We start from the raw sequence: 23,449 nt of genomic DNA on the forward strand, positions 1-23,449 counted from the left end.
CGGATCGGCCACAATGCGTGCAGCGCTTCTGGGAGGGAGATGCATGCACACGGACCTGCCGGCCTTCGCCACGCATACGGTCGACAACCAGCCGCCACCGTTCGAACCGCGCGATCTGTGGGCCGACGACGCGGTGCTGCGCGAGGCCATCGCACGCGAGGGCGCGGCCGGCTTCGCCACAACGCTGGCGCAGTACGGCGCGCTGGCCGGCGATGCGCTGTATCGGCTCGGCTTCGACGCCAACCGCGACCGACCGCGGCTGCGCACGCACGATCGCTACGGCCACCGCATCGACACGGTCGAGTTCCACCCGGCCTATCACCAGTTGCTGGATGCGGCCAAGCGGCATGGCGTGGCCGGACTGTCCTGGCACGCCCCGCAGCCGGGCGCGCATGTGGCGCGCGCGGCGCTGAGCTACCTGCACCACCAGGCCGAGGCGGGCACCAGTTGCCCGCTGACCATGACCCACGCCGCGGTGGCGGTGCTGCGCCAGGACCCGGCCTTGCGCGAATGGGCCGACAAGGCCGCCGCGCCGCACTACGACCCGCGCGATGTGCCGATCGCCGACAAGGCCGGCATCACCCTGGGCATGGGCATGACCGAGAAGCAGGGCGGCTCGGACGTGCGCCGCAACGCCACCGTCGCCACGCCGCTGGACGGCGCCGGCGCGTACAGCCTGGTCGGGCACAAGTGGTTCTTCTCCGCACCGATGTCCGACGGCTTCCTGGTACTGGCGCAGGCGCCGGGCGGCCTGACCTGCTTCCTGCTGCCACGGCGCCTGCCCGATGGCCAGCTCAACGCGCTGCGGCTGATGCGGCTGAAGGACAAGCTGGGCGACTGGTCCAACGCGTCCAGCGAAGTGGAGTTCGCCGGGGCCTGGGCGCAGCGGGTCGGCGAGGAAGGGCGCGGGGTGGCGCGGATCATCGGCATGGTGATGCTGACTCGGCTCGACTGCATGCTCGCCGCCGCCGCGCAGATGCGCATGGCGCTGGCGCAGGCGCTGCACCACGCGCGACATCGCGTCGCCTTCGGGAAGCGCCTGGTCGAGCAGCCGCTGATGCGCAACGTGCTCGCCGATCTGGCCCTGGAATCGGAAGCCGCCACCGCGTTCGCGCTGCGCGTGGCGCGCGCGGTGGACGCGGCCGACACCGACGCGTCGGAGGCGGCGTTCGCGCGCATCGCCACCGCGCTGGGCAAGTACTGGCTGTGCAGGCGCGCGCCGGCCTTCGTCAACGAGGCGCAGGAATGCCTGGGCGGCGCCGGCTACGTGGAGGAGTCGATCCTGCCGCGGCTGTACCGGCAGGCGCCACTGAATTCGATCTGGGAGGGCAGCGGCAACATTCAGTGCCTGGACGTGCTGCGTGCACTGGCGCGCGAGCCGGCCACCGGCGCCGCGGTGCTGGCGGAACTGCAGACGGCGGCCGGCAGCGACCCAGCGTACGACGCGGCGCTGGACGCACTGCGCGCGCCGCTGGCCGGCCACGCCGAGGTGGACGAGTACGGCGCAAGGCGCCTGGCCGAACGTATCATACTGGCCTTGCAGGCCGCACTCCTGCTACGCAGCGCCAGCCCGGCCGCCACCGCGTTCGTGCACAGCCGCCTGGCCGGCGCGCACGGCCTGGCGTTCGGCACGCTGGAGCCGGGTGTGCCGGTCGAGGAACTGCTGGTGCGTGCGTTGTCGTAGGCCTGCGCCATGGCGCCCCACTGCGCCGTCGCCAAGTGGGAAATGAGTGGGCCGGCACTTCCTTCTCCCTCCGGGAGAAGGTGCCCCGCAGGGGCGGATGAGGGTACGGCTGCCAGCGTAACCAGGCAGCAAGTGCAGCGATCACCGGCGTCGCGCAACCTTACCCTCACCCCAACCCCTCTCCCGAGGGGAGAGGGGCTCAGCTTCTGCGATGCCTTGGACTGCGCTATGGAGACCAGCGCCCTCGACATGTGGAAAAGCTAGCCGGCGTTTCCTTCTCCCTCCGGGAGAAGGTGCCCCGAAGGGGCGGATGAGGGTACGGCCGCCAACGTAGCCAGGCAGCAAGTGCAGCGATCACCGGCGTCGCGCGACCGTACCCTCACCCCAACCCCTCTCCCGGTGGGAGAGGGGCTGCACTTCTGGGCGCTGGTGTACGGCATCGCAGCCCATGGCGTCTTCACTAGCTGGGAAGGGAAGCGGGCCGGCGCCCCCTTCTCCCTCCGGGAGAAGGTGCCCCGTAGGGGCGGATGAGGGTACGGCCGCCAGCGCAGTCGGGCAGCAAGTGCAGCGATCACCGGCGTCGTGCGGCCGTACCCTCACCCCAACCCCTCTCCCGATGGGAGAGGGGCTAGGCTCTTGCGAATCCCGAATCCCGAATCCCGAATCCCGAATCCCGAATCCCCGCGTCAAAGCCGCTAATGCCTCCCGCGCTTCCCCCCACGCACCGGCGTCGCCTCCACCGACAGCGTGAAGCTGCGTTCCTCGCCGTCGAGCATGGCGCCGACGCCGACCAGTTGGCGCTTGATTTCCTCGCCGCGGCCATTGCGAATGCTGACCAATACGGTGTATTCCCACGCGCTGCCGTCGTCCGGGTGGCGGATGCTGCCCTCCACCCGCAGCGGCACCAGCGCCGACGGCGCCGACTGCTGCAGCACCGCCGAATCGAAGCGCAGATGGTGCTTGCACGCCGGGCAGACGCTGGCGCTTTCGAGGATGGTGGCCTTGCAGTGCGGGCAGGTCCGGGTCGCCCCCGGACTGCCGGGACGCGGGCTGCTCATGCGCCGGCGTCGGACTCCGCGGGCTTGCCGCCCTTGCGGGCGTGCTTGTCGTCGTCCCAGCCGAAGTCGGCCTGGCCGCGCATGCGCGAGCCGGCGGCCACGGTCAGCGAGCCGGCCTTGACGTCGCCGATCAGTGCGCCGGAGGCGAGCAGTTCCACCCGCGAGGCCGACTCGATGTTGCCCTCCAGCTCGCCGGCGATGACCACCTTGTCGGCGCGCACGCCGCCGCTGAGCTTGGCGCCGGTCTCGATGGTGAGGTCGCCCTGCACGTTGACGTCGCCCTTGAACTTGCCGGCGATGCGGATGTGCCCGGTACCCTCGATCTTGCCCTCGATGCTGATGTCGGCGGCGATCAGCGATTCCTTCGCGGCGGGTGCCGGCGCAGGGGCGCGGGCGGCAGGGGCGGCGGCCGCGACCGCGGCGAGCGGTTCGCCCTGGGCGGCATCGCCCGGCGGGCGCGGCTCCGGCGGCAACGCGCCGTTACCGGGAACGGGCGGCAGGCCATCCTTGCGCGCGGGACCCTGGTCTTTCCAGATGGACATGGGCTGTCGTCTCCAGTCGGGGGAAGCGCGACTATCGCCGCTCTATCGCGTCGGTTTTGTGACGCTTTCTTCAAAACGGCGGCCCGACCGCGACCGCCGCCGGTTCAGCCCATGCCGTCCAGCGCCGGGTCGTAGACCTGTACCTGGTTGCGGCCGCAGCGCTTGGCCCGGTATAGCGCCGCATCGGCCTTGCGCAGCAGGGTGGTGGCGACCACGCCGTCGCGCGCATAGCTGGCCACGCCGATCGACATGGTCACCGCCGGCAGCGCCTTGCCGTCCACGGTTGCGCTCAATTGCTGGGCAGCGCCGCGGATCTGTTCGGCGATGGCCTGTGCCTGTTCCGGCCCGGTCTCCGGCAGGATCACCGTGAACTCCTCGCCGCCGTAGCGGCAGGCGATGTCCTCGCCGCGCAGCCGCGTCGACAGCATCTGCCCGACCGCGGCCAGCAGGGCGTCGCCGCCGCCGTGACCGTGAAGGTCGTTGAACTGCTTGAAGTGGTCCACGTCCAGCATCAGCAGCGACAGCGGCATCTGCCGGCGTCCGCAGCGGGCCAGTTCGTGGTTGAGCGATTCTTCCAGGTAGCGCCGGTTGAACAGGCCGGTGAGCGGGTCGCGGATCGACTGCAGGCGCAGCGACTCGCGCAGGCGCAGGTTGCTCAACGCCAGCGACAACTGCTCGGCGGCGGCCTCGGCGATGGCAATGCGCGGCAGCGGACCGGTGCCGCGCCCGGCCAGGAACACGAAGCCCAATTGCGTGCCCTGCGCGGAAAGCGGAATGCAGGCGGTGCTGGCACCGGCGGCGTAGGGATCCTCGCGCAGATGCGCGCAGGCCGAGTCGTGGCCCTGCGCATGCACGAAATGGCTCTTGTCGCGACGCAAGGCCCAGCAGTCCTGCGGCGCCACGGCCGGCTCGCTGCCAACCGGCGGCTCGCCCCAACTGACGATCTCCTCGGCGCGGTCGCGCGAGGCGCGCAGCAGGTAGACGCTGCCGCCGGTGTCGGGCATCAGCGCGGCGAGCAGGCGTGCGGTCACGGTCAGTGCCTCGGCCGGCTCCACGCAGCTCTGCAGCAGGCCGGTATAGCGGCTGAGCGCGTTGAGGTCGGCACTGGTGCGCTCCAGCTCGGTGATGCTGGCTTCCATTTTCTCGTTGGCGACCGAGGCGGCCTGTTCGGCGTTGCTGCGGTTGCGCAGTTCGCGGAACAGCAGCGCGTAGACCACGCCGACGCTGCCCAGGCCGAACGGGATGCCGGCCAGGGCCAGCGCCAGCAGCATGTCCGAACTGCGCTGGTTGGACAGGTCGCGGCGCTGCAGCAATTGCTGCTCCACGTCGATCATCTGCTGCACCTGATCGCGGATCGCGCTGGAACTCTGATACACGTTCGGCGCCATCGCCCGCTGCAACGCTTCCAGGCCATCGCGCTGGTATACCGCCAGCATCTGCCGCATCTGCGTCAGGCGCGTGTTCATCAGTCGCTCCAGCGTCTGCACATTGGCGACCTGGACGGGATTGTCGGAGACCAGCTTGCGCAGTTGCGCCAGTTGCCGTGGCACGCGCTCGGCACTGTCGTAATAGAGGGTCAGGAAGGCTTGGTTGTTGGTCAGTTCGTAGCCACGCAGCGAGGACTCGGTCATCAGCAAGGTGGCTTGCACCTCGTCGATGTTGCGCAGGACTTCATGGGTGTGGGCGACGCGTTCGGCATCGGAGATCGAGCGCTGCGCGCCTGAGAAGACACCGAAGCCGATCAGCACGAAAACCGCAGCGGAGAACAGGAGGGCTAGGCGGGTCCTGGCCCGCACGCGAAGAAGGATCGGCATCGCAAAAGTCTACTGTGACGGCGCAAACGCCTTGGACCGGCGTCACAAAAAAAGACCTCCTCTACCGGTGCGCCGCGGCATGCGCCGCGCCGCAGCTGCCGCCCCCGCGCAGGCGGGGGCGGCGGTAACTCAGCGGTGCTCGCGGTCGCCGTTGTGCGGATCTTCGTTGGCGTTCTCGCGGGCTTTGTCGGCGACCTTCTGTGCGGCCTGGGCGGTGGCCTCGCTGGCATCGGCCGCCATTTCCTTGGCCGCGGCCGAGGCATCCTGCACCGCATCGGAGTTGGCGGCGCGGTGCGCGGCGTCGCGTGCGTCGGCGGCCACTTCGCGCCCGGCCTGCGCGACCTGGCCCGCGGCCTCCTTGGCGGCCTCGCCGGTCTGCTCGGCGGCGACCTTGGCGTCGCGTTGCGCCTGCTGCGATTCGGGACCCTGGCAGCCGGCCAGTGCGAGGGCGCCCAGCAGGGCGACGATCGGGGTCTTGTTCATGCGGCTTCTCCGTCCACGGGTGGGTGACGCGGCGCAGCCTAGGCGGGCACGCATGCAGCCTGCGTCAAGGCGGGGCCGTGGCGCTGGACAGTGTTCAGGAAGGCGCTGCCGCTGGTGGGGGAGGTGTGCCGCGGGTGCGGAGCCAGACACGGCGATACACGCCCTCGCAGTCGTATGCCGACGATGGGTGCAACGCAGATGCCCGACGTCGGCGCGTACATGCCCGCACTTGCGCGGCGCATGGCGGCAGTGCCTATGGATGGCGTCGCTCGACGCTGGCGTCCAGCAAGTCGCGCGGTCGCTGCCGGCGGTGCGACGCGTGGGTGCGGGTCATGCGTACAGCGCGCACGCGCACAACGCGATGGCGACGCAATGGCACCGAAAATCCTGCGGGGACGCGCGTTTGTGAGGCGACGTCAGCGGCGGAAGACGGTGCGGCATTCGCGCGAGGCGAACATGCGCACTCGCCGCCCTTCGTGACACGTTGTGCCGGCACGCTGCTGGCGCCTTCGCCGCGCTCCTCGGCAAACACCAGGCAAAGAAAAAGCCGCTGGCGGACCAGCGGCTCTTTCAGGACTGCAAAAAGCAAGAAGTGATTACTTCTTGGCTTCCTGAGCAGCGTCCTTCGCCTTGTCGGCGGTGTCTTCCGCAGCCTTGGCGGTGTCGGCAGCCTTGTCGGCAGCGGCATCGGTCGGGGCAGCGGCGGCAGCGGCCGAAGCGTCGGCAGCGGTGTTGGCGGCGGTCGCGGCGGTGTCGGCAGCGGCCTGAGCGGCGTCGGCGGTCTGGGCGCCGGCGGCAGCCGACTGGTCGGCAGCAGCCTGGGCGTCGGTGGCGGCTTCGTTAGCCGACTGCGCGGCGTCCTGGGCCTGCTCCTGCTTCGAGCACGCGGCCAGGGCCAGACCCAGGGCCATTGCGATCAGCAGCTTGTTGATGCTCATTGTGTCTATCCTCGTCGTTTAGTTAGGCAACGCGCGAATGCGCGCCCTCAACATGATGACAAGCCAAAGTCGGCTGTCAAGCGCACGCGCATTCATTTTTGTGTTTCAGGGGTTAATCCCAATCAAATCAATTCGATGGCGACCGCTGTCGCTTCACCGCCACCGATGCACAGCGTCGCGATTCCGCGGCGGCCGCCACGGCTGCGCAACGCATTTAGCAATGTCACCAGCAGGCGCGCGCCGGAGGCGCCGATCGGATGGCCGAGTGCGCAGGCGCCGCCGTGCACGTTGACCTTGGCGTGGTCCAGGCCCAGTTCCTTGATCGGCACCATCGCCACCACGGCGAAGGCTTCGTTGATTTCGAACAGGTCGACCTGGTCCAGGCTCCAGCCGACCTGGTCGAGCAGCTTGCGGATCGCGCCCACCGGTGCGGTGGTGAACCACTCCGGCGCCTGCGAGAAGGTCGCATGGCCGACGATCCGCGCCAGCGGCGCGACGCCGCGGCGGGCGGCCTCGTCGGCGCCCAGCAGCACCAGCGCGGCGGCGCCGTCGGAGATGCTCGAGGAACTGGCCGCGGTGACCGTGCCGTCCTTCTTGAACGCCGGCTTCAGCGCCGGGATCTTGGTCACGTCGGACTTGCCCGGCTGCTCGTCGCTGTCGACCTGCACTTCGCCCTTGCGGGTGGCCACGGCGACCGCAACGATCTCGTCGGCGAAGGCACCATCGCGCTGCGCGGCCTGCGCGCGCGTCACCGATTCGATTGCGAACGCGTCCTGGTCCTGGCGGCTGAAGCCGAACTTCTCCGCGGTGGCCTCGCCGAACACGCCCATCGCCTGGCCGTCGTCGGGATTGGTGAGGCCGTCCCAGGCCATGTGGTCGACCGCCTGGAAGTTGCCGTAGCGGTTGCCGGTGCGCGAGTTGGGCAGCAGATGCGGCGCGTTGCTCATCGATTCCATGCCGCCGGCGACGACGATGCTGGCCGAGCCGGCCTTGATCAGGTCGTGGCCCAGCATCACCGCCTTCATGCCCGAGCCGCAGACCTTGTTGATGGTGGTGGCGCCGGTGGCGTCGGGTACGCCGGCCGCGCGCGCGGCCTGGCGTGCCGGGGCCTGGCCGAGGTTGGCCGGCAGCACGCAGCCCATGATGACTTCGGAAACGTCGGCGGCGGGGATGCCGGACTGCTCCAGCGCGGCGCGGATGGCCGCGGCGCCCAGCGTCGGCGTGGGCACGCCGTTGAACTGGCCCAGGAACGCGCCGATGGCGGTGCGCTTGGCCGCGGCGATGACGATCTCGGTCATGGCAAACCCTTACGAAAGTAGTGTTCCGATTATCTGCCGCGGCGCGGGGTCTTGCCAAATCGCAGGGACCCGGGGCGGCCGTCCCGTGGGCGATGTTTCGGTGTAGATTGGCGTGGGTCATCGCCGTCGACGGCCGATGAATGGGAATGGCACCGGACGGTGCGGCAGATCAAGGGAGAGGGGAACGACAATGCGGGCATTGATGACACGGTCGCTGCTGGCGGCCGCGGTGGCGGTTGCGCTGACCTCGTGCGGTGGCGGCGGTGGCGGTGGTGGCAATCTGGTCCACGGCAGTCCGCCGCCGACGTCGCCACCTCCGACCTCGCCGCCGCCGCCCCCTCCTCCGCCGCCGCCGACGTCGCCTCCACCCACCTCGCCGCCGCCGCCCCAGCCGGCGTTCGACGCGCATCTGACCCTGACCAATACGCTGGCCGCGCACAACGCCGGCTACGACGGCGGCGGTTACCGCATCGGCGTGGTCGATACCGGCGTCAACCGCAACCATCCGGCGCTGGCCGGACGGGTGGTGTCGAACCTGATCTACGTCGATCCGAGCCAGAACAACACCAAGGTCGACGACGTCGACGGCCATGGCACCACCGTGGCGCAGCTGGCGGCGGGCAAGTCGGTCGGGCAGTGGCCGGGCGGCATCGCGCCGGGCGCGCAGATCGTGTCCGCGCGCATCATCTCCGACACGCCGCCCAAGGACGACGGCACCGGCAACGGCAACCAGGTCAGTGGCGGCCTGGGCCTGACCCAAGTGCACCAGGACCTGATCAATGCCGGGGTCAAGGTGATGAACAACTCCTGGGGCGGCATCTACTGGACCGACCTGAACTCGACCAACGCCATCGCCGACGAGTACCGCCCGTTCGTGCTCGGCAACGGCGGCCTGGTGGTGTTCGCCGCCGGCAACGAATCCAAGGCCACGCCCTCGGATATCGCCTCGCTGCCCAGCAAGGCCGGCCCCAACGGCACGCTGCCGGCGGCTGACCTGGAGCGCGGCTGGCTGGTGGTGGCGGCCACCGATTCCACCACCGGCACGCAACTGGCCTCGTATTCCAACGCCTGCGGCGCGGCGATGCGCTACTGCCTGGTCGCGCCCGGCACCGAGGTGTTTGTCGATCCCAAGGCGACCACCTCCACCAGCAACCCCGACTACTACTACGGCAGCGGCACCTCGTTTGCGGCGCCGCTGGTGTCCGGTGCGGCGGCGCTGGTCTGGCAGGCCTTCCCGTACTTCACCAACGACCTGGTCCGGCAGACCCTGCTCGGCACCGCCACCGACCTGGGCACGCCGGGCGTGGATGCGACCTTCGGCTACGGCCTGCTCAACGTCGGCAAGGCGGTGCAGGGACCGGGCCGCTTCGACTGGGGCGACGTGACGGTGGGATTCACCGGCAGCTCGACCTGGGCCAACGACATCGCCGGCAGCGGCGGCCTGATTAAACAGGGCAGCGGCACGCTGACTCTGAGCGGCACCCAGAACACCTACAGCGGCGACACCCAGGTGCAGGGCGGCACGCTCAGCGCGGCCAGCCTCGGCAGTTCCAACGTGGCGATCAGCAACGGCGCGACCTTCATCGGTACTGGCGCGCTCGGCGGCAGCGTCGCCAATGCCGGCACCTTCCAGGTCGGCGCGGCCACCCTGAGCCTGAGCGGCAACTACGTGCAGAGCAGCAACGGCCGCCTGGCCCTGCTGGTCGGTGACAAGCTCTCGGTCGGCGGCAGCGCCGTGTTGCAGGGCGGTTCGCTGTACGTGCTGGGCAAGCGCGACTACGTGGTCAACAACACCGCGTACACGGTGCTGCAGGCCAACGGCGGGCTCACCGGCACCTTCACCTCGGTGACCACGCCATCGAACGTGTTCCTGACCTCGTCGCTGTCCTACGACGCCACCAGCGCCTCGATCACCGTGCAGTCGCTGAGCGTCACCGCTGCCGCGGCCAGCTTCGGCAACATCACCGCCGCCACGCTGGCCTCGGCGACGCGCGTGGATGCGGCGTTCGCGCAGCTCAACACGCAGCTGAGCCAGGCTCCGGCCACGGTCGGCGGCGCGCTGCTCAAGGCGGCCGGCGCCGTGCAGCAGTCGCCGAGCGTGGCAGCGGCGTCGGCGACGCTGCGCAGCCTGTCCGGCGAGGCGCATGCCGCGGCCACCGCAATGACCTTCGACACCATGGACCTGCAGCGGCGCGCGCTGTCCAGCCGCTTCGACACGCTGGTCGACCAGCCGCGCGCGGTCGGCGCCTGGAGCCAACGCCTGGGCGAGACCGGGCAGGGCAGCTTCGCCGGCAGCCAGTTCCAGCTCGATGGCTGGCTGATGGGCCAGGACCTGCGCCTGAGCGAACACGCGGTGGCCGGCTTCGCCTTCGGCGAAAGCCGCGCCAACGACGCCGGCGGCCTGGACCGCAGCCGCAACCGCCAGGTGCAGGGCCAGGTGTACCTTGGCGCGGTGGCCGGCGACGCCTACGCGCTGGCGCAACTGGGCACCGGCCAGTACCAGCGCCAGCTCGACCGCAGCCTGCTGCTCGGCGACGCCGTCGCCGATGCGTCCAGCCGCTATGCCGGTCGCTTCCTGTCTTCCAGCGTCGAGGTCGGCTATCGGCTCGGACGCGGCCCGACGTGGCTGACGCCGTATGCCGGCGCCGACTACAGCCGCATCGACAGCGATGGCTTCCGCGAACAGGGCGGCGATGGCTTCGGATTGATGGCCGGTGCCGCCAGTTCCTCGCGCAGCCAGGCGCTGGCCGGCCTGCGTGGCGGCGTCGGCGGGCGCGGCTGGTCGCTGCAGGGCTACGCCGAGTGGCAGCAGACGCTGGCCGCGCAGGGCCTGGACCGGCAGGCCAGCTTCGTCGGCGTGAACGCCTGGGCGCCGCTGGTGGACCTGCAGCCGGCGCGTTCGGGTGGCCTGTTCGGCGCCAGCCTGCAGACCCGCTGGAACGGCGGGCTGCTGGGGCTGGGCTACGACCAGCGCTTCGGCCCGCGTGGCGACGACCGCGCGGTGTCGCTGCGCTATCGCCTGGGCTTCTGAGTCCGGGGACCCGGCCCGGCGCATGCGGCGCCGGTGCGGGGTCGATCCGTCAAGCAGGGCCGGGACGTCCCGGCCCTGCGATCTGCGGCATTCCGCCTGCGGTGCAGGCGGTGCGTGGCGTCACTCGCCGCGCAGATGGCCCATCGAGCGCGGTGCGGTGCGGCCCAGCGGCAGCTTGAGCTTGCCGATCGCCTGCATGCGCGCCTCGGCGATGCGGTCGGCGGCCTGTTGCGGCGGAATGTTCTCACGCTCGGACAGGTCGAAGATCTTGCCGAGGTTGTGGTACATGCTGCGGATCAGCCGCATCGCGCGTTCGCGGTTGTAGCCGTCGATCTCCAGCGACACGTTCATCACGCCGCCGGCGTTGACCGCGTAGTCCGGCGCGTAGAGGATGCCGCGGCGGTGCAGTTCCTCGCCGACCGCGGGATTGGCCAACTGGTTGTTGGCGGTGCCGCAGACGATCTTGACCTTGAGCCGCGGCAGCTTGGCTTCGTCGAGTGCGCTCTCCAGCGCGCACGGGGCCAGCACGTCGGCGGCGACGTCGTAGATGTCGTCCGGGTCCACTGCTTCGGCGCCATACTCGGCCACCGCGCGTGCGACCAGCGCCGGATCCAGGTCTGTCACGTACAGCTTGGCGCCGCGTTCCTTGAGCAGCTTCACCAGCTCCATGCCGATGTGGCCCAGGCCCTGCACGGCGATGCTGGTCTTGCCGATCTCCTCGTGGCCGAACTTGCGTTGCAGCGAGGCCATCAGCGCCTGCAGCGCACCGTAGGCGGTGAACGGGGCCGGGTCGCCGGAGCCGCCATGCACCTGGTGCACGCCGGTGACGTACTCGGTCTCCAGGTAGATCTGCTCCATGTCGTTGACGTCGGTGCCGACGTCCTCGGCGGTGATGTAACGGCCGCCCAGCGAATCGACGTAGCGGCCGAAGGCGCGGAACAGCGCTTCGGACTTGTCGCTCTTCGGGTCGCCGATGATCACTGCCTTGCCGCCGCCGATGTTGAGCCCGGCCAGCGCGTTCTTGTAGGTCATGGTGCGGCTGAGCCGCAGCGCGTCCTGCAGGGCGGATTCGGTGTTGGCGTAGGGGCGCATGCGCACGCCGCCCAGTGCCGGGCCGAGCACGGTGTTGTGGATGGCGATGATCGCCTGCAGTCCCACGTCGCGGTTATGGCAGAAGACGACCTGTTCGTGGCCGGTGTTGGCTAGCGTTTCGAAAAGCATGGGGGCTCCGCTGGCGTTGCAGGTGTCGGGCACCATGGTCCAGGACCGTGCCTGGGGGTGGCGCAAAACAAAAACGCGACGGTTCCGGAACAGGCCCTGAGCGTCGCGATGGCGGCATTTTAAAGCAATTGCCGCGCGCCGGTGCGATGGCGTGGTGGCCGGGCTGTGCGGGCATCTCGCGGCGCTGTGCGACGCCACCGGCGGTGTGCGCGCGTTCGCCGAGGGGCGCGTGCGTGGCGGGAGAGGGCGGTTTTGGCGCGGGGCGCACGGGGGCGGGCGGCGCGATGTGGCCTTGGCCGGTCCTGCGGTCGCGGTGACCGACGCTGGTGCGGCGGGAGGGGGCGCACGTTGGCGCCATGGGCGGCAGCGATTGTTGACGCCTTGCCGCGGCCCAGCACGCCGCGGCGGCGTTGCCCGCGATCGCCGCCGGCACGGCGATCGCGGGCCCTGTTTGGGGGAACTGGGACTAGTGACGCGCCCAATAGCCGGCGTGGAAGCGATAGGCTGGGCCGTAGTGCTCCCAGCGCGGGCCGACGTAGACGTAGCCCGGCCGTTCCACCACGTAGCGGCCGGCGACCCAGACGTGGCGGTGGCCGTTCCACCGCCAGTAGCCGGGCATCCACACGTAGCCGGGCCGCACCACCACCCGTTCCACGATCGGCGGCGGTGGCGCGGTGCGGACCGACAGTTCCACCACTTCGCGCGCCTGCGCGGGCGCGGCGGCCATACCGCCGGCGAGCGCGCCGCCGAGCAGGGTAGCCAGCAACAAGGGACGAGCGAACATGCGATGTCTCCGAAGGCATCGGCGGGGTGCCGACGCGGGAGGAAACGCCGCGACCGACACGGGTGTTGACGCGCGGCCGAGGGCGTATTCATGCAGCGGATAGCCAGGCGCGACGTCGCGTATGCGGTTTGCCGCCCGCGTGCGGATGCTGCAGCGCAACCTGCCCGTGTCGCGCTGCGCGCCTAGAATCGCGGCATTCTCTTTTCGATGTCCGCACGATGAGCCTTCCCGCGTCCCGCGTTCCGTTGCCGCAGACCGACGCCAGTCCCCTGCGTTTCGTCACCGCCGCCAGCCTGTTCGACGGTCACGATGCGGCGATCAACATCATGCGCCGCCTGATCCAGGCGCAGGGCGCCGAGGTGATCCATCTCGGCCACAACCGCAGCGTCGAGGACGTGGTGCGCGCGGCGCTGCAGGAGGATGCCGACGCGATCGCGCTGTCGTCCTACCAGGGCGGCCACGTGGAGTACTTCAAGTACATGGTGGACATGCTGCGCGAGCGCGGCGCCTCTCATGTGCGGGTGTTCGGTGGCGGTGGCGGCACCATCACCCCGGAGGAGATCGCCGAACTGCAGGCCTACGGCGTGGAGCGCATCTACCACCCCAACGACGGCATGAAGATGGGCCTGGTGGAGATGATCGAGGACGTGGTGGCGCGTGCCGGGCAAGGGCGCGAGACCGCGGCGCAGGCGCGTGGCGCGTCGCCGGCCGGCCCCCCGCTGCCGGACATCGACGACGAGATCGGGATCGGCCGGATGCTGTCGGCGATCGAGGACGGCGCGTTCTCGGAGGCGGAACTGGCGCTGTTGCGCAAACAGTGGCAGTCCGGCACGGCGTCCGTGGCGGAGCCGCGTAGCCGGCGCGCCGCACCGGTGCTGGGCCTGACCGGCACCGGCGGTGCTGGCAAGTCCTCGGTCACCGACGAACTGCTCAACCGCTTCCTGGCCAGCTTCCCGCAGATGCGCATCGCGGTGGTGTCGGTGGACCCCAGCCGGCGCCGCACCGGCGGTGCGCTGCTCGGCGACCGCATCCGCATGAACGCGCTGCGCAGCCCGCGCGTGTACATGCGCTCGATGGCCACGCGGCGCCAGCACGCCGCCACCAACCGCGTGCTGAAGGACTGCATCGCGCTGCTCAAGGGCATCGGCTACGACCTGGTGATCGTAGAGACCGCCGGTATCGGCCAGAGCGATTCGGAGATCGTCGACCTGGTGGATTTCCCGGTGTACGTGATGACCAGCGACTACGGTGCGCCGAGCCAGCTGGAGAAGATCGACATGCTCGACTTCGCCGAGTTGGTGGTGCTGAACAAGTACGACCGCCGCGGCGCCGAGGACGCGCTGCGCGACGTGCGCAAGCAGTGGCGGCGCAACCGTGCGGCGTTCCAGCTGGAGGACGAGGCGGTGCCGGTGTACCCAACCATCGCCAGCCAGTTCAACGACCCCGGCGTGAGCTGGATGTTCGTCAATCTGTGCCGCCTGCTGCGCGACAAGCTGACCGCGCAGGCCGATGCCGCCGCTGGCCCGCCGGCGCACTGCGATTTCCGCCCGCAGCTCGACACCACGCTGAAGGAGCCGCGCGCCACCGTGCTGATTCCCGGCGCACGCGTGCGCTACCTGGCCGAGATCGCCGAGCAGGGCCGGGCGCTCAATGCCGGGGTGCTGCGCCAGGCCGAGGCCGCCGACCGCGCGCAGGCGTTCTGGCAGGCGTTGCATGAGCTGCAGGATCCGCAGTTGCCGGCGCAATTGGAACTGTATGCGGCACAGGACCTGCTGCCGGCGTCGCGCGCATCCGCCGAGGCGTCCGACGCTGCCGTGGACGCGACCCTGCTGTTGCTGCGCCAGCGTTACAACGATGCCTTGCAGTCGCTGTCCAGCGAATCGCTGAAGCTGCTGCGCGAGTGGCCGCAACGGCTGAAGTCGATCACCGATCCGGTCACCGAATACGCGGTGCGCGGCAAGTCGATCCGGGTGGAGAACTACCGGGAGTCGCTGAGCCACCAGTCCATTCCGAAGATCGCCGCGCCGCGCTACAAGAGTTGGGGCGAACTGCTGACCTTCCTCGGCAAGGAGAACCTGCCCGGCAGCTATCCGTACACCGGCGGCGTGTATCCGTACCGGCGCACCGGCGAGGACCCGATCCGCATGTTCGCCGGCGAGGGCACGCCCGAGCGCACCAACCGGCGCTTTCATTACCTGAGCGTCGGCCAGCCGGCCGCACGCCTGTCCACCGCCTTCGACAGCGTCACCCTGTACGGCGAGGACCCGGCGCCGCGCCCGGACATCTACGGCAAGATCGGCAACTCCGGGGTCAACATCCCGACCCTGGACGACATGAAGAAGCTGTACTCCGGCTTCGACCTGTGCGCGCCGACCACCAGCGTGTCGATGACCATCAACGGCCCGGCGCCGATGATCCTGGCGATGTTCATGAACACCGCCATCGACCAGCAGGTGGAGAAGTATCTGAAGGCCGACGCGCAGCGCTGGGCGCAGGCCGAGCAGGCCCTGGCGCAATTGTTCGAGGGCCGCGAACGCCCGCGTTATCACGGCGAGCTGCCGCCGGGCAACGACGGTCTTGGCCTGGCCCTGCTCGGGGTCAGCGGCGACCAGTTGATGGACGCGCAGACCTATGCGCAGATCAAGGCGCAGACCCTGTCCAGCGTGCGCGGCACGGTGCAGGCCGACATCCTCAAGGAGGACCAGGCGCAGAACACCTGCATCTTCAGCACCGAGTTCGCGCTGCGCATGATGGGCGACATCCAGCAGTATTTCGTCGAGCAGAAGGTGCGCAACTTCTACTCGGTCTCGATCTCCGGCTACCACATCGCCGAGGCCGGGGCGAACCCGATCAGCCAGCTCGCCTTCACCCTCAGCAACGGGTTCACCATCGTCGAGTACTACCTGGCGCGCGGCATGCACATCGACGATTTCGCGCCGAACCTGAGCTTCTTCTTCAGCAACGGCATGGACCCGGAGTACACGGTGATCGGCCGGGTGGCGCGGCGCATCTGGGCGCGGGCGATGCGTGAGCGCTACGGCGGCAACGAGCGCAGCCAGATGATGAAGTACCACATCCAGACCTCCGGCCGCTCGCTGCACGCGCAGGAGATCCAGTTCAACGACATCCGCACCACGCTGCAGGCGCTGTACGCGCTGTTCGACAACTGCAACAGCCTGCACACCAACGCCTACGACGAGGCGATCACCACGCCGACCGAGGAAAGCGTGCGCCGCGCGGTGGCGATCCAGATGATTATCAACAAGGAGCTGGGGCTGAACTTCTGCGAGAACCCCTGGCAGGGCAGCTTCATCGTCGAGCAGCTCACCGACCTGGTCGAGGAGGCGGTGTACAAGGAGTTCGAGGCGATCAGCGAGCGCGGCGGCGTGCTCGGCGCGATGGACACCATGTACCAGCGCGGCAAGATCCAGGAAGAGAGCCTGTACTACGAACACAAGAAGCACGACGGCAGCCTGCCGCTGGTCGGGGTCAATACCTTCCTGCCCAAGGAGCACGCCGGCGAGACCGCGACCGAGATCGAGCTGATCCGCTCCACCGAGCAGGAGAAGGACCAGCAGATCGGCAACGTGCAGGACTGGCAGCGGCGCCGCAACGCGCTGGCGCTGGCCGTCGACAGCGCCGGTCTGAGCGCCCTGCAGCGCACCGCGCGCGAGCGCCGCAACGTGTTCGCGGCGCTGATGGAGGCGGTCAAGACGCATAGCCTGGGCCAGATCAGCCACGCGCTGTACGAGGTGGGCGGCGAGTATCGGCGCAACATGTAGCGCCCACGAGTGCAGGCGCCGCCGACGCCGTCGGTGGCGAGCATGCCTGCCGCGCGCCTCGCTGCGGCAGGCGTGCGTCGCGCAGGCGGCCGCGCGCCCGCATGCAGCCGTGTTGCGGCCGCTGTCGCGACAGGCCCATAGTGGCGTATCGACACACGGGGAAGTTGCCGATGAAAGCCTGGGGAGCGTTGTGGCTGATCGCATGCACGGCGGTGGCCGGCGCGGCGGAACCGGCCGATGACGGCGCGGCGGGGCCGCTGTTCGACACCGTCGCGGCGCTGGATCAGCGCCTGTTCGATGCCTACAACCGCTGCGACATGACCGCGTTCGAGTCCATGTTCGTGCCGGACGTAGAGTTCTATCACGACACCGGCGGCGTCACCCGGGACCGCGCGAGCGTCGTCGACAACACGCGCAAATGGATCTGCGGCAAGGTCCGCCGCGAACTGCTGCCCGGCACGTTGCGGGTCTACCCGGTCAAGGACTTCGGCGCGATCGAGGAAGGCGAACACCGCTTCTGCGAACTGGCCAGCGGCCGCTGCGAGGGCATCGCCAAGTTCGTGATGGTGTGGCGCCAGGACCCGGACGGCTGGAAGCTGACCCGGGTGCTCAGCTACGGCCATCGCACGGTGCCCGCGCCGGCGCCGCACTGAGCGCGCCCGGTCCCGTCGCCGCCGAGAGGCGAGTCGTCGTGCGTCCCTGGGCCTGGACCCGGATCGGCCGCGCACATTGCGCGGTGCGCTGTGGACATCGGCGCAGCAGCGGGACAGGGCACTGGCGGGCGCTGCGGCACGCCGCTTGCTTGCCACCGGCTTGTGCGATCGCGCGCTGTCCATGGCCACCTGACGGAGGTCGGCGGCTGCGTGACGCCGACGTTGCGCAGAAACCCGCGCGGCGTGCTTGAATGACATGGCGCGCCGCATGGGCGCGCACCGGTGGCCGGGCGCGGGGACCTGGCGATGTTTTGCGGATGACGACGATCGTGCCGATCATGTGGATTGCCATCAGTGCGGGTGTGCTGGTGCTGGGAGCCGGACTCTGGTGGTGGCTGCGCCGTGGCGAAGGCGATGCGGCCGAGGCGCCGCAGGCGCGCGTCGGCGCCGACGATGCCGGCCTGCCCGACACGCCGGCCGCGTCTGCACGCACTGCGCCAGCCGCGCCTGTCGACGCCGCGGAGCAGGGCGTCGACCCGTTCGCCGACCCGGCCCTGCTCGACCTGGAGCCGGTGCCGGACGCCGCGATCCTGGCGCGGCTGTGCGAACTGGCGTTCGCCGGGCGGCCGGTCACTGCATCGGCCGCGGTCGCACCGGCGGTCATGGCCGATGCCGCCGCAGTGCTGGCGCGCATCGACGCGCATCCGCGCTATACGCCGCGGCGCCCGCATCTGCTGCCGCAGCTCACCCGTGCGATCAACGATCCGGCTGCCGGCGCCCATGCCATCGCCACGATCCTCGGCCAGGATCCGGCGCTGGCCGGCAATCTGCTGCGCATCGCCAACAGCGTCGTCTACCGCCGCCATCCCGAGCCGATCGAGAACCTGGAGCGGGCGGTGGCCCTGCTCGGTACGGAGGGCCTGCGCCAGATCGTGCTGGCGGCGCTGCTGCAGCCGGTGATCGTCGACGACGGCAGCGTCTTCGGCCGCTGTGCGGCGGTGCTGTGGGAACACACCCTGCTGTCGGCGCATGCCGCCTCCCAGGTCCCCGACCGCGAGGATGCGAACGCCGCGCAATTGCTGGCGCTGTTGTGCGGGCTGGGCGCGGTCTCGGTGGTGCAGGTGCTGCGCGATGTCCATGCACGCCACGCCGAGGCAGCCCCCACGCCGGCGGCGATGACCGAGATGCTGGAGGCGTGGTCGGCGCACTGCGCCAAGGCCATTTCCGCCGACTGGGGGCTGTCGCCACGGGTGCAGCGCGCCCTGGAAGAGCAGTCGGGCGACGCCGATGTCGCCACCATGAGCCCGCTCGGGCTGGCGCTGCGCCGGCATCGCGCCGCCGCGGCCGCCCAACTGGCGGTGCGCTATCGTCGCTAGTCGCGACAGGCGCACGCTCGGACGGCACAGGCGAAACGTGCAAGGACTCGGTAGACGACGAAAGACGCGGTACGGCGCGGGGGGCGCGCTGCGCGGTGCGGTGCTGGGCGCGCAGCACGAGGGCAGGTGCGGATGAGTGCCGGGGCACAACCCGCCATGCCCTGGGCGCCGCCGCCTTGGCTCGATCTGCTGTTCCGTGGCGTCCGCTGGGTCCTGATGAGCGTGGGGGCGCTGGCGATGCTGGCCGGCTGCTTCGCCCTGGCGCACGTGGTCACGTCCTCGCTGGAGCCGTTCCTGGTGATGCTGCTGTTCCCGCTGGCGGCATTGGTCACGGTCGCCATCCACGAAGGCGGGCACGTGTTGGCGGGGCGGGCGATCGGCATGACCGTGTACCGGGTGCACGTGGGGCCGCTGCAGTTGCTCGCGCGCCGTCGCGGCTGGCGGATCCGCTGGCAGCGGCAGCGTCCGGGTGACAACGCGGGCAGCGTGATCGCGGTGCCCAATCCCTACGCGGCGGTACGCCGGCAATATTTGCTGCTGATCGCCGGCGGTCCGCTGGCCAATCTGCTGACGGCGGCCGGGTGCGGATTGTTGGCATGGCGCCTGGGACTGGGCAGCACCAGCGGCGCGTTCTGCACCGGCGCAGCCGCGTTCAATCTGGCAGTCGGGTTGGGCAACCTGGTGCCGTTGCAGAGCGCACTCGGCGGCAGCGATGGTCTGAAGTTGCTCGAACATGCGCGGCGGCGCGATCCGGACGCCCTGTCCGATGTACTGGCCGAACTCAATGGCCTCTCGCTTCGCGGCGTCACTGCGGACAAGTTGCCGGCACACCGCCTGGCCCTGCTCGCGGACGGCGATGGCTGGTTTTTCTATGTCTGGTTCACGCTGAAAGCCATGCAGAACCGTGGCGAGTGGACACAAGTCGCGGCCCTGCAGCCGGACTTCGAGGCGCAGGTCGCGACGCTGCCTGCGCCGGTCGCCGAATCCTGGCACACCATGATCGCGCTGCTGCGTTGCGAACTTGCGTTCTCACGGGCGATAGCCGGTGAGGACACTGCCGATCCCCTGGATGCGGCGCTGACGGCCGACCTCGACTGGGCGGTGCCGGCGTTGCGGCCGCGCTGCCAGGCGCTGATGGCGGCGCGGCGTGGCGACCAACGTGCCGCACTGGTTGCATTGGCGCGTGCCGAAGCCTTGGCCGAGAACGACGTGGACGCAGCGACGCGACAGTGCGAACGCGGGCTGCGTGAGGCCATCCGCCAGCGTTTGCCGGTCGCGTCGGTTCGTTGATGGTATCTGCCAGCCGGCGAACGGCCGGCTGGCGTGCATCGCGTTGCGTGCCGCTCAGCGCAGCGGCACGTCGGCGACCTTGTCCTGGTAATCGCGCTTGGGGTCGATGCCGAACAGCACCTTGATGCCGGCCATCAGGCTCGAACCGTTGAGCCAGATCTGCGCGTGGTCCGGATCCAGGCGCAGCAGCGCCAGCTTGGGATCGTCCTTGCCCTGTTCGTACCAGGCGTCGATGAAGCCATTCCACAGGCGCTCGATCACCGCTTGGTCGTTATCGACGCTGAGGGTGCCGCTGATGCTGGCGAACAGATCGTGGTTCTTGGCGCTGAACGCCGCGATCACCCGCTGGCTCTGCGTCAGCTTCTGCACCAGCGCGTTGTCCTTGGAGGTGAAGAACCAGATCGGGCCGCCGCGATCGCCCTCGAACTGCGCGGTCATCGGGCGGGCGTGGCCGTCCTCGACGCCGTCCAGGCCCAGCATCACGGTGCGGTCGGACTTCAATGCCTTCCAGAATTTCTCTTCCAGTTCCTGCGGGCTGGCCATGCGGATCTCCGAGCGGGCGACAGTGCCCGGCTGCACTGTGCCGGGCGGGGCGCGCGCGGTCCGTGACGGGAGGGTGGAGGCGATGTGCAGAGGCGGTGCGTGCATGCGCAGGTTCCGCGCGTGTTGCTGCAGCACTGCACCGCCAACATGCGGTTAGTGCTTCAGCATACGTGGTGGCGATGCGTGCACGGCGCGTGCATCCGCGTTTCACCACGTGCGCATCCCGCGCTGGCTAGTCTCCGACATCAGCGCCGGCCATTTGCCGGCGCCAGTGCACGCCGCGACGGCGTGCGCATGTCCTCGTTTCGGGAAGACCGCATCATGATCAAGTGGGCCATCATCATCGCCATCATCGGACTCATCGCCGGCGCGCTCGGCTTCAGCGGCGTGGCAGGCGCGGCGATGGGCGTCGCCAAGTTCCTGTTCTGGGCCGGCATCGTCATCGCCCTGGTGCTGTTCGTGCTGGGCACGATGCTGGCCAAGAAGGTCGACTGAGCGCGAGGCCGGTCAGGTCGCGCCGATGCAGGTGTGTCGCGCGACAGGGGCACTGGATGGAAGCGTCACGCTGGGCGGCAGGCGCCTGCCATGCCGCGATGGCCTAGGTGTCGCTGGCGCTGTCGGTGTCGTTCGGTGCGGCGTCGCCGTCCGCGGCAGGCTTGGCGGCTGCGGCACGCGCTTCGCGCTTGCGCGCTTCCTTTTCTTCCTGCTGTTTCTTCTTGGCCAGCTCGCGCTGACGCTTTTCGAAAGAGTAATTGGGCTTGGCCAATGCGCATCTGCCGGTAGGGGAATGCGTCGAGTGTAGCCGGTGTGTGCCACCGCGTGCGAAACGGACAGGCCGCCCGTGTGAGACGGCCTGTCCTAGGCGCAGGTGCGGGAGTACGGCCCTCCCGGACCTTGGCTTACGGGCTCAGGTACTGCTGGATCGACGAATACACGTCGGCGAAGCGCGAGTAGTAGTCCGGATCGCTCGGCGCGCTGCAGTACGAAGAGCCGCCATACAGGCCGCCGCGCAACTGATAGGCGCCGCTGCTGTTGACGGTGAACAGGCCGGAGCCGGACGAGCCGCCTTCGGTGACTCCGGTGCTCCACTGCACGCGGTACAGCGGCGACTTGCCGTCGATGGAGCTGGACAGCGCGGTGACCTTGCCCAGCGAGTACTTCTTGACGTCGCCGGCCGGGTGGTGGATGCCCTCGATCGCGGTGCCGGTGGAGCCGATCGCCGAACTGCTCCAGCCCGCATAGAACGCGCCGCTCGGCGGAGCGCTCTTGAGCTCGAGCAGCGTGGTGTCGCGGGTTGTGTTGGTATAGCGCAGGTAGGCGCCGCCGCCGAGCGTGGTGTAGTTGGAATTGACCGTGGAGCCGCCGCAGGTGGTGGCGTCGTAGAACCAGTAGGTCTGCAGCGTATTGGCCACGGTCTGGGTGCTGATGCAGTGCGCCGCGCTCCAGAACATCGCTTTCTTCGGCGAATTGCTGTTGTTGAGCAGGGTGCCGGTGCACAGGTAGGTGCTGCCGCCGCTGGTGAAGGTCATGCGCGCCACCGACTTGGCCGCCGAGGTGAAGCCGGAGGTCGGATTGGCGCGGCAGACGATGTCGCGCTCGCACGAATCGCTCTCGCCGATCATCGGCCGCATCATCGTGTCGCTGGCCACCGGGCTGATGTCCAGGTGCGAGAGCTGCGGGATCTTCAGCGTGAAGCCTTGCGGGTACTGGCCGGCCGGCAGTTCGATCTCCACCACCATGCGTGCGCCGGCGATCACCGCCGACCAGCCGGGCTGGCTGCCGGCGAAATCGGCGCCGCTCTGCTGGAACACGCGGCCATCCTCGCCGGCGAAGCGCAGCGTCGCCTTGCGCGGATCGCCGGGCTGGGCGCCGCTGCCGCTGAGTTGCAGCGCTGCGCGCAGCGCCTGCGCATTGGTCGAGACGATCTCGAAGCTGGTGACCTGCGCGCCATTGGGCAGGGTCTGCCAGGACAGGCGGCGCAGGTTGATGTCGGGCTTGGCGACGTCGCGGGAGAAGCCGATCTGCAGCGGCTGGCCGTTCTTCACCTGTTGCCCGCGTGCCTGCTTCATCGCCGCCGCCTTGGTGCTGTCGGGCGCGGCCAGTTCGATCAGGCGCGGGGCGTGTGCGCTGCCCGGGGTGAGGCTGCGCAATTCGGCGCCACCGAGCGCGGCGGCATCCGGGCGGGCTTCGACCGGGGCGGAATCCATTTCGGCTGCTGGGGGAGTGGCAGCCATGGCGACGGGGGACATGCCGGCAATGCCGGCCAGCAACGCCAGGTACAACGCATGCTTGCGATTCATCGATCTTCCTTTTGCGAAGAGGGACGAGACCATCCGGCAGGGGACCGGATGCCATTGCACCCGAGTTCAGGGTGCCTGCCGAGGCTACGGGCGACGCCCCCACGATTGCGTGCCAGGCGTCACGCTCGGAAGGCCGGTTTCGTAGACAGCTGCTCACATTGCGTGTGATGGCGCGAAAGAAGCGCCTCGCGCTGCTGGCATGTCGGTGCGTTCCATCGTGCCGCGCAGTGGACGTGAGGTGGCGCGATTTGCGTGGTGACGCGGCGACAGCGGTGACAGCGCGGCACGGCCATCTGATCGATGCGACAGGCGTTCGCCAAGCGATGTTGCGCCGTCGGCGTCGCCTGGCGTGCCTGCTTGCGCGCCCTTCGCCGCAGCGCCAGACCCCTTGGGAGTCCCCGGACCGGCGAACTCGAAGCGGCTGCAACCTTTCTGTAAGCTTTCCGACAAATTTCAGTAGATTCAATTACTTAAATCGAACCGCGTTGTGCTGCAACGCAGCTTGCATCGATTCAAATTCGGCCTATAACGCTGGCGTCACATATATGAACTTTTTGTTCGTGTATGCACCGCTTCGCGGACGGCCCGCGCGAGGCCAGGGGGCTAGGGCGGGCTCGACACATCTCGAACATCGATCGCTCCTGTGGGGGGA

18 protein-coding genes are annotated in these 23,449 nt (G+C 69.4%); 7 read left to right on the top strand and 11 right to left on the bottom strand.

What is annotated here, in order from left to right:
• The first annotated feature begins 43 nt into the window (after window positions 1-43).
• The gene (locus tag RAB71_RS06660) at window positions 44-1,684 is read left to right on the top strand and encodes an acyl-CoA dehydrogenase family protein (protein WP_010342293.1); all 1,641 of its coding nucleotides are present in this window, start codon (window positions 44-46) and stop codon (window positions 1,682-1,684) included.
• Window positions 1,685-2,379: 695 nt separating this feature from the next.
• Here the strand turns inward: RAB71_RS06660 and RAB71_RS06665 are convergent.
• From RAB71_RS06665 to RAB71_RS06690, 6 genes are all read right to left on the bottom strand, one after another.
• Complete coding sequence (locus tag RAB71_RS06665; protein ID WP_010342294.1) at window positions 2,380-2,742, bottom strand: hypothetical protein; 363 nt, start codon at window positions 2,740-2,742, stop codon at window positions 2,380-2,382.
• Window positions 2,739-3,284 (bottom strand): polymer-forming cytoskeletal protein, encoded by a 546-nt coding sequence (locus RAB71_RS06670; protein ID WP_010342295.1) that lies wholly within the window; start codon window positions 3,282-3,284, stop codon window positions 2,739-2,741. The genes RAB71_RS06665 and RAB71_RS06670 overlap by 4 nt, the downstream gene beginning before the upstream one ends.
• 104 nt (window positions 3,285-3,388) lie before the next feature.
• A complete protein-coding gene (locus RAB71_RS06675) occupies window positions 3,389-5,098 on the bottom strand; it encodes a diguanylate cyclase (protein WP_010342296.1) in 1,710 nt (569 codons plus the stop codon).
• A 129-nt stretch (window positions 5,099-5,227) separates the two neighbouring features.
• On the bottom strand, window positions 5,228-5,581 hold the full coding sequence (locus RAB71_RS06680; RefSeq protein WP_010342297.1) for a hypothetical protein: 354 nt from the start codon (window positions 5,579-5,581) through the stop codon (window positions 5,228-5,230).
• Between the two features lie 596 nt (window positions 5,582-6,177).
• Complete coding sequence (locus RAB71_RS06685; RefSeq protein ID WP_010342298.1) at window positions 6,178-6,519, bottom strand: hypothetical protein; 342 nt, start codon at window positions 6,517-6,519, stop codon at window positions 6,178-6,180.
• Between the two features lie 122 nt (window positions 6,520-6,641).
• Window positions 6,642-7,817 (bottom strand): thiolase family protein, encoded by a 1,176-nt coding sequence (locus RAB71_RS06690; RefSeq protein ID WP_010342299.1) that lies wholly within the window; start codon window positions 7,815-7,817, stop codon window positions 6,642-6,644.
• Between the two features lie 202 nt (window positions 7,818-8,019).
• Here RAB71_RS06690 and RAB71_RS06695 point away from each other — a divergent pair, with 202 nt between their 5' ends.
• Window positions 8,020-10,848, top strand: coding sequence for an autotransporter serine protease (locus RAB71_RS06695; RefSeq protein ID WP_234006599.1), 2,829 nt, complete (start codon window positions 8,020-8,022; stop codon window positions 10,846-10,848).
• A gap of 120 nt (window positions 10,849-10,968) precedes the next feature.
• Here the strand turns inward: RAB71_RS06695 and RAB71_RS06700 are convergent, their stop codons facing one another.
• Complete coding sequence (locus tag RAB71_RS06700; protein WP_010342303.1) at window positions 10,969-12,069, bottom strand: Glu/Leu/Phe/Val dehydrogenase dimerization domain-containing protein; 1,101 nt, start codon at window positions 12,067-12,069, stop codon at window positions 10,969-10,971.
• A gap of 466 nt (window positions 12,070-12,535) precedes the next feature.
• Window positions 12,536-12,853, bottom strand: a complete 318-nt coding sequence (locus RAB71_RS06705) for a YXWGXW repeat-containing protein (protein WP_041500459.1) — start codon at window positions 12,851-12,853, stop codon at window positions 12,536-12,538.
• A gap of 218 nt (window positions 12,854-13,071) precedes the next feature.
• Between RAB71_RS06705 and RAB71_RS06710 the strand changes: the two genes are divergently transcribed.
• The 4 genes from RAB71_RS06710 (at window position 13,072) to RAB71_RS06725 (ending at window position 19,954) form a co-directional block, all read left to right on the top strand.
• Window positions 13,072-16,635: a methylmalonyl-CoA mutase family protein gene (locus tag RAB71_RS06710; RefSeq protein WP_029561997.1), complete on the top strand. Its 3,564-nt coding sequence runs from the start codon at window positions 13,072-13,074 to the stop codon at window positions 16,633-16,635.
• 170 nt (window positions 16,636-16,805) lie between these two features.
• Window positions 16,806-17,288 carry a nuclear transport factor 2 family protein gene (locus tag RAB71_RS06715; protein WP_029561998.1) on the top strand — a complete coding sequence of 161 codons (483 nt, stop codon included), beginning with the start codon at window positions 16,806-16,808 and terminating at the stop codon, window positions 17,286-17,288.
• A gap of 317 nt (window positions 17,289-17,605) precedes the next feature.
• The gene (locus RAB71_RS06720) at window positions 17,606-18,664 is read left to right on the top strand and encodes an HDOD domain-containing protein (RefSeq protein ID WP_010342306.1); all 1,059 of its coding nucleotides are present in this window, start codon (window positions 17,606-17,608) and stop codon (window positions 18,662-18,664) included.
• 156 nt (window positions 18,665-18,820) lie between these two features.
• Window positions 18,821-19,954 (top strand): M50 family metallopeptidase, encoded by a 1,134-nt coding sequence (locus tag RAB71_RS06725; protein WP_010342307.1) that lies wholly within the window; start codon window positions 18,821-18,823, stop codon window positions 19,952-19,954.
• Window positions 19,955-20,008: 54 nt separating this feature from the next.
• Here RAB71_RS06725 and RAB71_RS06730 read toward each other — a convergent pair whose 3' ends face one another.
• Entirely contained in the window at window positions 20,009-20,497 is a 489-nt protein-coding gene (locus tag RAB71_RS06730; RefSeq protein WP_010342308.1) for a pyridoxamine 5'-phosphate oxidase family protein, read from the bottom strand.
• Between the two features lie 321 nt (window positions 20,498-20,818).
• Here RAB71_RS06730 and RAB71_RS06735 point away from each other — a divergent pair, with 321 nt between their 5' ends.
• A complete protein-coding gene (locus tag RAB71_RS06735; protein ID WP_010342309.1) occupies window positions 20,819-20,992 on the top strand; it encodes a DUF1328 family protein in 174 nt (57 codons plus the stop codon).
• Window positions 20,993-21,095: 103 nt separating this feature from the next.
• Here the strand turns inward: RAB71_RS06735 and RAB71_RS06740 are convergent, their stop codons facing one another.
• Entirely contained in the window at window positions 21,096-21,263 is a 168-nt protein-coding gene (locus RAB71_RS06740; protein WP_010342310.1) for a hypothetical protein, read from the bottom strand.
• Between the two features lie 133 nt (window positions 21,264-21,396).
• On the bottom strand, window positions 21,397-22,797 hold the full coding sequence (locus tag RAB71_RS06745; protein ID WP_010342311.1) for a serine protease: 1,401 nt from the start codon (window positions 22,795-22,797) through the stop codon (window positions 21,397-21,399).
• Between the last annotated feature and the right edge of the window lie 652 nt (window positions 22,798-23,449).

Origin of the sequence: Xanthomonas sacchari (assembly GCF_040529065.1) — a bacterium.
Lineage (GTDB): Bacteria > Pseudomonadota > Gammaproteobacteria > Xanthomonadales > Xanthomonadaceae > Xanthomonas_A > Xanthomonas_A sacchari.